The organism is Mycobacterium sp. (genome assembly GCF_050701675.1).
In the GTDB taxonomy this organism is placed as follows: domain Bacteria; phylum Actinomycetota; class Actinomycetes; order Mycobacteriales; family Mycobacteriaceae; genus Mycobacterium.
The window spans coordinates 1-7,020 of sequence record NZ_JBOGDD010001350.1 but is presented as its reverse complement, the minus strand read 5'-3'; the positions used below and the strand labels follow the sequence as shown (position 1 = coordinate 7,020).

At 65.8% G+C, this 7,020-nt stretch carries 7 protein-coding genes; 1 reads left to right on the top strand and 6 read right to left on the bottom strand.

The window, feature by feature from the left end:
* The 5 genes from ACRDUX_RS41710 to ACRDUX_RS41690 all read right to left on the bottom strand — a co-directional run.
* Positions 1-1,122: amidohydrolase family protein (locus ACRDUX_RS41710; protein ID WP_526423575.1), on the bottom strand; the 1,122-nt coding region annotated here is incomplete at its 3' end.
* Positions 1,123-1,153: 31 nt separating this feature from the next.
* The gene (locus ACRDUX_RS41705; protein ID WP_526423573.1) at positions 1,154-1,984 is read right to left on the bottom strand and encodes an enoyl-CoA hydratase; all 831 of its coding nucleotides are present in this window, start codon (positions 1,982-1,984) and stop codon (positions 1,154-1,156) included.
* Positions 1,985-2,071: 87 nt separating this feature from the next.
* Positions 2,072-3,079 carry a dihydrodipicolinate synthase family protein gene (locus tag ACRDUX_RS41700; protein WP_526423571.1) on the bottom strand — a complete coding sequence of 336 codons (1,008 nt, stop codon included), beginning with the start codon at positions 3,077-3,079 and terminating at the stop codon, positions 2,072-2,074.
* Between the two features lie 18 nt (positions 3,080-3,097).
* Positions 3,098-3,895: an SDR family NAD(P)-dependent oxidoreductase gene (locus ACRDUX_RS41695; RefSeq protein ID WP_526423569.1), complete on the bottom strand. Its 798-nt coding sequence runs from the start codon at positions 3,893-3,895 to the stop codon at positions 3,098-3,100.
* 32 nt (positions 3,896-3,927) lie between these two features.
* Positions 3,928-4,689, bottom strand: coding sequence for an enoyl-CoA hydratase/isomerase family protein (locus ACRDUX_RS41690; RefSeq protein ID WP_526423567.1), 762 nt, complete (start codon positions 4,687-4,689; stop codon positions 3,928-3,930).
* A 288-nt stretch (positions 4,690-4,977) separates the two neighbouring features.
* Between ACRDUX_RS41690 and ACRDUX_RS41685 the strand changes: the two genes are divergently transcribed.
* Complete coding sequence (locus ACRDUX_RS41685) at positions 4,978-5,754, top strand: TetR/AcrR family transcriptional regulator (protein WP_526423565.1); 777 nt, start codon at positions 4,978-4,980, stop codon at positions 5,752-5,754.
* 19 nt (positions 5,755-5,773) lie between these two features.
* On the opposite strand, the gene ACRDUX_RS41680 is transcribed toward ACRDUX_RS41685, so the two are convergent.
* Positions 5,774-6,949 carry a thiolase family protein gene (locus ACRDUX_RS41680; RefSeq protein WP_526423563.1) on the bottom strand — a complete coding sequence of 392 codons (1,176 nt, stop codon included), beginning with the start codon at positions 6,947-6,949 and terminating at the stop codon, positions 5,774-5,776.
* Positions 6,950-7,020: the final 71 nt, after the last annotated feature.

The window sequence follows — 7,020 nt, the reverse complement described above, 5'->3', positions numbered from 1 at the left end:
GTCGGCGGTGAAGGTCATCGGGTCGGCGAGCCCCTCACCGTGCGGCCAGTCGGAGCCGAACAGGATCTTGTCCACGCCGATGGTGTCCGCAAGCAGTTGTACGTCGTCCTCGTAGTACGGCGCGATCCAGACGTTGTTCCTGAGCTGCTCCACGGGGTCCTCCGTGAAGTGGTACGGCGCGGTGTTGGCGGCCTTCTTGAGGCGTTTGATCAGGCGGTAGACGAAGTAGGAACCGTTCTCGATGCTCGCGACCTTGAGCTTCGGATGCCTGGTGAACACCTGGTGCACGATCATCGAGGCCATCGCGTCGTGAATGGCCCGGTCGTCGAGCAGGATCTGGTCGAGCGGGTCCTTCTTGCCGAATCCCTCGAACGTGCCCTTGCCGCCCCACAGCGCCGCGATTGCGAGATAGCCACTGTCGGACAGATGGAAGATCACGGGAACGCCTGCCTCGGCCAGCCGGGCCCACACCGGGTCGTGCAGCGGATCGCCCAGCGAGCGCGGCTTGACCACTCCGGGTACCGGGGCCGGCCGCACGCAGACGTTCTTGGCGCCGCGGCTCAGGACGAACTCGACCTCCTCGACCGCCTTGTCCGGATCGGCCAGCGAGATGATCGGCGCCGCAAGGAACCGGTGATCGGGTCGGTCGAAGCCCCAGTCCTCGTCCAGCCACAGGTTGAACGCGTGCACGGTGGCCATGGTCGCCTCGATGTCACCCTTGAGGGCCTCCTCCACGCCGCAGGCGAACGTCGGCAGCATGAACACGGTCTCGAGGTTCTGCCTGTCCAGGACCTTCACCCTGGCGTCACGGTTCTGGTACTCGGGATGGTCGGGCAACCGGTCGACCTTCATCAGCGACGCCGGATCGACACCCTCGGGGATCTCACCGCGGAACAGCAGGTCCAGACAGCCCGGTTCGATGATCGGGTCGAACGTCGGATTCGGGATGAACTGGTTGACCACGCCGCCCATGACGGCGAACGTCCGCTTGCCCTCCTGAAGCATCTGCACGCCGCGGCGCTTGAACTCCTTGGGGAGATGGCGGGTGCACGAGTCGGTCGTCTCGTAGTAGTGGTTGTCGACGTCGATGGCCCTGTAGTCCAGAGGCTTTACATTCGTCATGCGCGATCTCGCTTCGCTTCTCGCTGGTCGTTCACGGCTTGTCCTCCTTGAGCGCCGGAAAGGTCGGTGGTCTCTTCTCGAAGAAGGCGGTGATGCCCTCGATGAAGTCGGGGCGTTGCATCGACTCGTGCATGAGCTTCTCCGCGTGCGCACTGGTGGCGACGAGGTCGCGCAGCGCATCGTCGTACACCTGACGCTTGATGACGGCCATCGCACTTGGCGCGCAGTGCGCGGCGATGTCCTCGGCGTAGGCCAGCGCTCGGGGCATCAGGTCCTCGGGCGCAGTGACCTCCTTGACCATTCCGAGGTCGGCCGCCTCCTCGGCGTAGAAGGTCCTGCCACTGAGCAACAGATCGAGCGCGGCACTCCAGCCGACGACGCGCGGCAGGATCCACGAGATGCCGTATTCACCGATGAGGCCGCGCCGAGCGAACGCGGTGGTGAACTTGGCCCCCGCCGCGGCGAACCTCACGTCACACATCAGCGCCTGCGTGAGCCCGATACCGGCGCAGGCTCCGTTGATGGCCGCGACGATCGGCTTGCCCAAATCGGTCACGAAGTGGGGATGCCGTTCTCCGACCAACTGGGTGACATCGGTGTCTCCGCCGGTCGATTCGCTTGCGCCGCTTATGGTGTCGAGGTCACCCATGTCGGCGCCCGCGCAAAACGCCCTACCGCTCCCCGTGAGGACGATGACCCGTACGTCGGGGTCCGCCTCGGCCGCGTCCATGCTGCGGTAGAAAGCCGACGCCAGACCGCCGCCCCACGCGTTCATGCGCTCGGGCCGGTTCAACGTGACCACGGCGACTCCGCTGTCGCGCACGTCGTAGAGCACCGGACTCTGCTGATCGGAAACGGTCAACCCAACACACCTATCCGGACGCGGCCTCAACTGGATGTATGGACATACTGTACACCTATCGGTAGTGGCTTCCGCAAGGTCGAGAAGTCACCCTTCCAGCAGCCAGAGAAGCTGGTAGGCGTCCCGAATCTGCACCTTTGCAGTGTCCGGCAAGACCGCCTGCGGAGGGCGCGAATCGGGATGATCGCCGATCGGCAGACCGAGCACCGACGCCGCGTATTTGAATGCCCCGCCCCAGTGCGTGAAGTAGTCCGCACGCCCGGGGCAGCAGGTGAACCAGCAACCGATGTCGAGGTCGAACTGGTCGAGGCCAGAGACCTTGGCGTAGTCCATCGCCTCGATCAGCTTGCCGTCCCAGATCAGGTTCCAATACTCGGTGTAGATTCGGCGCTGCGGCGTCTCGAAAAGGTAACCCGCGGTGCCCAATTGCGCAGAGCAGACGATTCCGTCACGCAGCCAGCCCGCTCGGTAGACGGTCTTGTCGCACTCCCAGATCTGCAGGTTCGGCGCCATCTCGTGCAGCACCCGGGTGGCGGCGGGCCGGAACGCGCCCTCCTTGGATGCGCACACCGCCGGAATCTCAGCCGCGATGCGCGCGCCTTCGGCAGGTGTCAGCACGTAGCCCGACGACGGCGAATTGAACATGCCCAGCGCTATGTCGGTCCGATCAGCGATGTAGCGGAAGAAGTTCAGTACGCCCTCGCCGCCGTGTACCTCCATCATCGGCGTCTGGAGGTAGACGATGTCTGCGCCTGCCTCCTGAGCATGAAGGGTCAGTTCCAGACTGTCCTTGGCCGACATCGACGACGTGCAGGCCTGAATGACCACATCTGGGTCCAGCGCCCGCGCCTCGGTGATCGCGATCTCGAGAAGACACTTGCGCTCCTGAAGCGTCAGCGCCCAGAACTCGGACAGCCCGCTCGTGCACCAGAGCATTTCGTGGCCGAGATCGCCGACGCAGTACCGCACCAGCGTGCGGTAGGCGGCCCAGTCGATGTCGTCGCCATCCATACCGCAGAATGGGGTGTAGAGCGAGTCGCCGATGCCGCGCAACGCATCCGGTGCCCAGTCCCGAGCTTCCTTCGCATTCGCCATTGCATCGCTCCCATACCGTCAGATGAAGTCCGAACCACCGTCCACGTTCACGTTGGCCCCGGTCATGTAGGAATTGCGCCGCGACGCCAGGAAGGCGGCGACAGCGGCGATCTCGTCGGGCAGGCCCGCGCGGGGAAGGTGCGCCGGATGGCAGAAGTTCTCGTCGATGGCCGCCATGTGTCGGTACGGCTCGGAACCGTCGACGCCGACCGACTCGGCCCAGCCGACGAGCGCCTCGGATGCGATGCTGCCTGGCGAGACGACGTTGACCATGATCTCGTCGCGGGCCAGCAGCAGCGACAGGTTCTTGGAGACGCTGTTCACCATCGCCTTGGCGGCGGTGTAGGCGGGCAGCATGATGCTCTGACGCTGCGTCGAGTGCGCCGAGAAGTTGACGATTCGCGCCCACTGCGCGTTACGCAGCAACGGGAGCGCCGTCCGCACGCAGTGCACCATGCCCATCACGCCGTCATCGACGGCGGCACGCCACTGGTCGTCGGTCAGCTGCTCAAAAGTCCCACTGGCGCTTGGCCCTACGGTGTTGATGAGTACGTTCAACTCACCGTTCCAGCGCTCGCCCAGCTCGGCGAAGGCCACCTCGACCCTGGCGGGGTCGGTGGTGTCGGCGACGACGCCGAAGGCATCCGGGCTGCCGCAGCCGCTGAGCTCGTCAGCGGCCCGGTCCAGGACGTTCTTCGAGCGGCCGATGATCGCCACCCGTGCCCCGTCCTCCGCGAGACAGCGTGCGGTGGCCAGGCCCATGCCCCGCCCGCCGCCGACCACGACGGCGGTGGCGCCTGCGAAGCCCAGATCCATGGTGGGGCCCGTCCCGACCTCGGCCTAGGCCGTCAGGACCCGGTCCAGTTCGGCGCGCGCTTCTCGGCGAAGGCGGTCGCGCCCTCCATCGCATCCTTGGACGAGAACACCGGAAGGATGAGTTCCTGCTGCTTCTTCCACATCTCGGCCTCGGACCACTCGGCGGACTTCACGATGACCTCCTTGGTCACCGCGACCGCAAGGGGTCCGTTCTTGGTGATGCGCTCGGCGAGGGCCAACGCGCCCGCCAGCGCCTCGCCCGGCTCCGTGAGCACGTTGACGAAGCCCCAAGAGGCCGCCTCTTCGGCGGTGAAGCTGTCTCCGGTCAGCGCCAGCTCGAGCGCCTTCTGATACGGGATCCGGTGCGGCAGCCGGAGCAGGCCGCCGCCCGCTGCCACCAGGCCGCGTTTGACCTCCGGAATGCCGAACTTCGCGGTCTTGGACGCGACCACGAGGTCGGTCGCCAGCACGATCTCGGTACCGCCCGCGAGCGCGTATCCCTCGACGGCTGCGATGACGGGCTTGCGCGGCGGCTGTTCGGTGAACCCGATGCCGCGGCCTGGGATGGCGGGAACCTCACCGGCCATGAATGCCTTGAGATCCATCCCCGCACAGAAGTTTCCGCCGGCGCCGGTGACGATGGCGACCGACAGCTCAGCGGTGGCGTCCAGTTCGTCCATGGCATCCGCGAGCCCCTGGCTCACCGCGGTGTTGAACGCGTTGCGCGCCTCCGGTCGGTTGATGGTGATGACGAGCGTGCGCCCTTGGCGCTCGGTGAGAATTTCGTCGGCCACGTGCCCCTCTTGCCTCTTCGGTTGCTTCCTGAACCCGTTACCCGGTGAAACCTACTATAGGCATTTCGATAGCCATGTCTTGGGAGCGACGGCTCATTGCGATGCAGCGCCAAGAGCGCGCTGACCACGCAATGAACGCCAAACTGAATACCTACCGGTAAGCTTCACGGTGGCGCCGGTGAGACCCGACACGGATTCGCGCAAACGGCGCACGCGAGCGTTGCCGGTAGATTGATGTCCGCCGAAGCGCGGCTGCGGATGCGGTCGTCATCAGATGGAGGTGCCCAGGTGGCCAAGCAAGTGACCGCCGAGAAGCGTCAACGACGCGAGCGCGGGTCCATCAACCCCGATGACATCATCAAGGGCGCGTTCGAGCTGGCCGAGGAACTCGGCATCGACAACCTCAGTATGCCGTTGCTGGGCAAGCACCTTGGCGTGGGCGTGACGAGCATTTACTGGTACTTCCGCAAGAAGGACGATCTGCTCAACGCGATGACCGATCGCGCCCTGAAGCAGTATGTGTTCGCCACCCCGTACGTTGAGGCCAACGACTGGCGCGAGACGTTGCGCAACCACGCGCGCACGATGCGAACGACGTTCCTCGGGAATCCGATCCTGTGCGATCTCATCCTGATTCGCTCGGCCCTGAGCCCGCGGGCGGCCAAGCTCGGCGTGGTCGCGGTGGAGAAGGCGATCGAGGGCCTGGTCGAGGCTGGCCTGACGCCGGAGGATGCCTTCGACACCTACTCCGCCGTGTCGGTACACGTTCGCGGATCGGTTGTGCTGCAGCGTCTCTACGACAAGAACCGGTCCTCCGATGAGGGGCCCGGTTCATTCGAGGAGGCGATGGTCATCGACCCAGAGACGACGCCGCTGCTGGCCAAGGTCACCGACGAGGGCCACCGGATCGGCGCGTCCGACGAGACCAACTTCGAGTACGGCCTCGATTGCATCCTCGATCACGCCGCCCGTCTGATCGAGCAGCAGGCCACGACACCCGCCGCGCAGCGCCGCAAGCCCGTCAAGGCTGCCGCGGCGCGGCGGAGTGAGGCCAGCGCGCGCTGACCCCGTTCCGCACGTCGCGTCAGACCTCGACGATGACAGCGCCGCCCTGGCCGCCGCCCGCGCACATCGCGGCGACACCGATGCCGCCGCCTCGGCGTTGCAGCTCGTAGATCAGCGTGGTCACCATGCGCGCCCCGGAGGCGGCGATCGGGTGCCCCAGGCTGCAGCCACTGCCCGAGAAGTTCACCTTCTCCTCGTCGATACCGTGCTCACGCACTGCCGCGATGGGCACGGACGCGAAGGCCTCGTTGATCTCCCAGAGGGCGATGTCGGATGTCTTCAGGCCGGCCCGGTCGAGCACCTTGCCGATGACCTTGACCGCGCCGAGACCCGTGTCGCGCGGGGCGACACCGGCGGATGCCCACGCCGTGACCCTGCCGAGCACTCCGAGACCGTTCGACGCGGCGTAGTCGGCTTCGACCAGCGCCACCGCCGCGGCGGCGTCGTTGGTGCCGCTGGCATTTCCTGCGGTGATCGAAAAGCCCTCGATCTCGGGGTGGAGAACTTTGAGTCCGGCCAGTTTCTCGACGGTGGTGCCGCGACGGGGGAACTCGTCGACGCTGAAGTCGATGACCGAGCCGTCTGGGAGTTCCACCTTCAGCGGGATGATCTCGTCGAGGAACTTCCCCGCGTCGATGGCGGCGATGGCACGCTCGTGCGACCGGGCCGCCCATGCGTCCATCTCCTCGCGGGTGATGCCGTAGGACTGCGCGGTATTCCAGCCGACGGTGATCGACATGTCCTTGGCCGGCGAGTCCGGCCCCTCGACGTGCGTCGGCGGCATCCACCGCTCCTCGAACTTCAATTCGGGACCGGGTATGCGCCAGTTGGTCAGCGGCGTCATCGACAGCGACTGCACGCCGCCGGCGATCAGCACGCGCTCCATGCCTGAGCCGATCTGGGCCGACGCGTTGCCGATCGCGGTCAGGCTGCCTGCGCAGTGCCGGTTCACCGATTGGCCGGGGACGTGATCCAAACCGGTGGCCGTGGCAGCGTAGCGGGCGAGATCGCCACCGCCGTAATGAGATTCGGCGAAGATGATGTCGTCGATGTCCTGCGGGTCGACCCCGGACCGGCGGACGACCTCCGGAAGCACGGTGGTGATCAGGGTTTCGGGCGGCGTGTTGACCAGCGTTCCCTTGAACGACCGGCCGATCGCCGTCCTGGCGGCACCGACGATGACGGGTGTTGGCATGTTTTCAACCTCGAGTTCCGACGTAGACGACTTTACAAAAGTAGCAGATATTGTATCGCTATCAGTAGGTG

Excerpts from the sequence above, each read along its gene's own strand:
- ACRDUX_RS41700 (WP_526423571.1), bottom strand. The coding sequence starts at position 3,079 with ATGGCGAATGCGAAGGAAGCTCGGGACTGGGCACCGGATGCGTTGCGC.
- ACRDUX_RS41680 (WP_526423563.1), bottom strand. The coding sequence starts at position 6,949 with ATGCCAACACCCGTCATCGTCGGTGCCGCCAGGACGGCGATCGGCCGG.
- ACRDUX_RS41695 (WP_526423569.1), bottom strand. The coding sequence starts at position 3,895 with ATGGATCTGGGCTTCGCAGGCGCCACCGCCGTCGTGGTCGGCGGCGGG.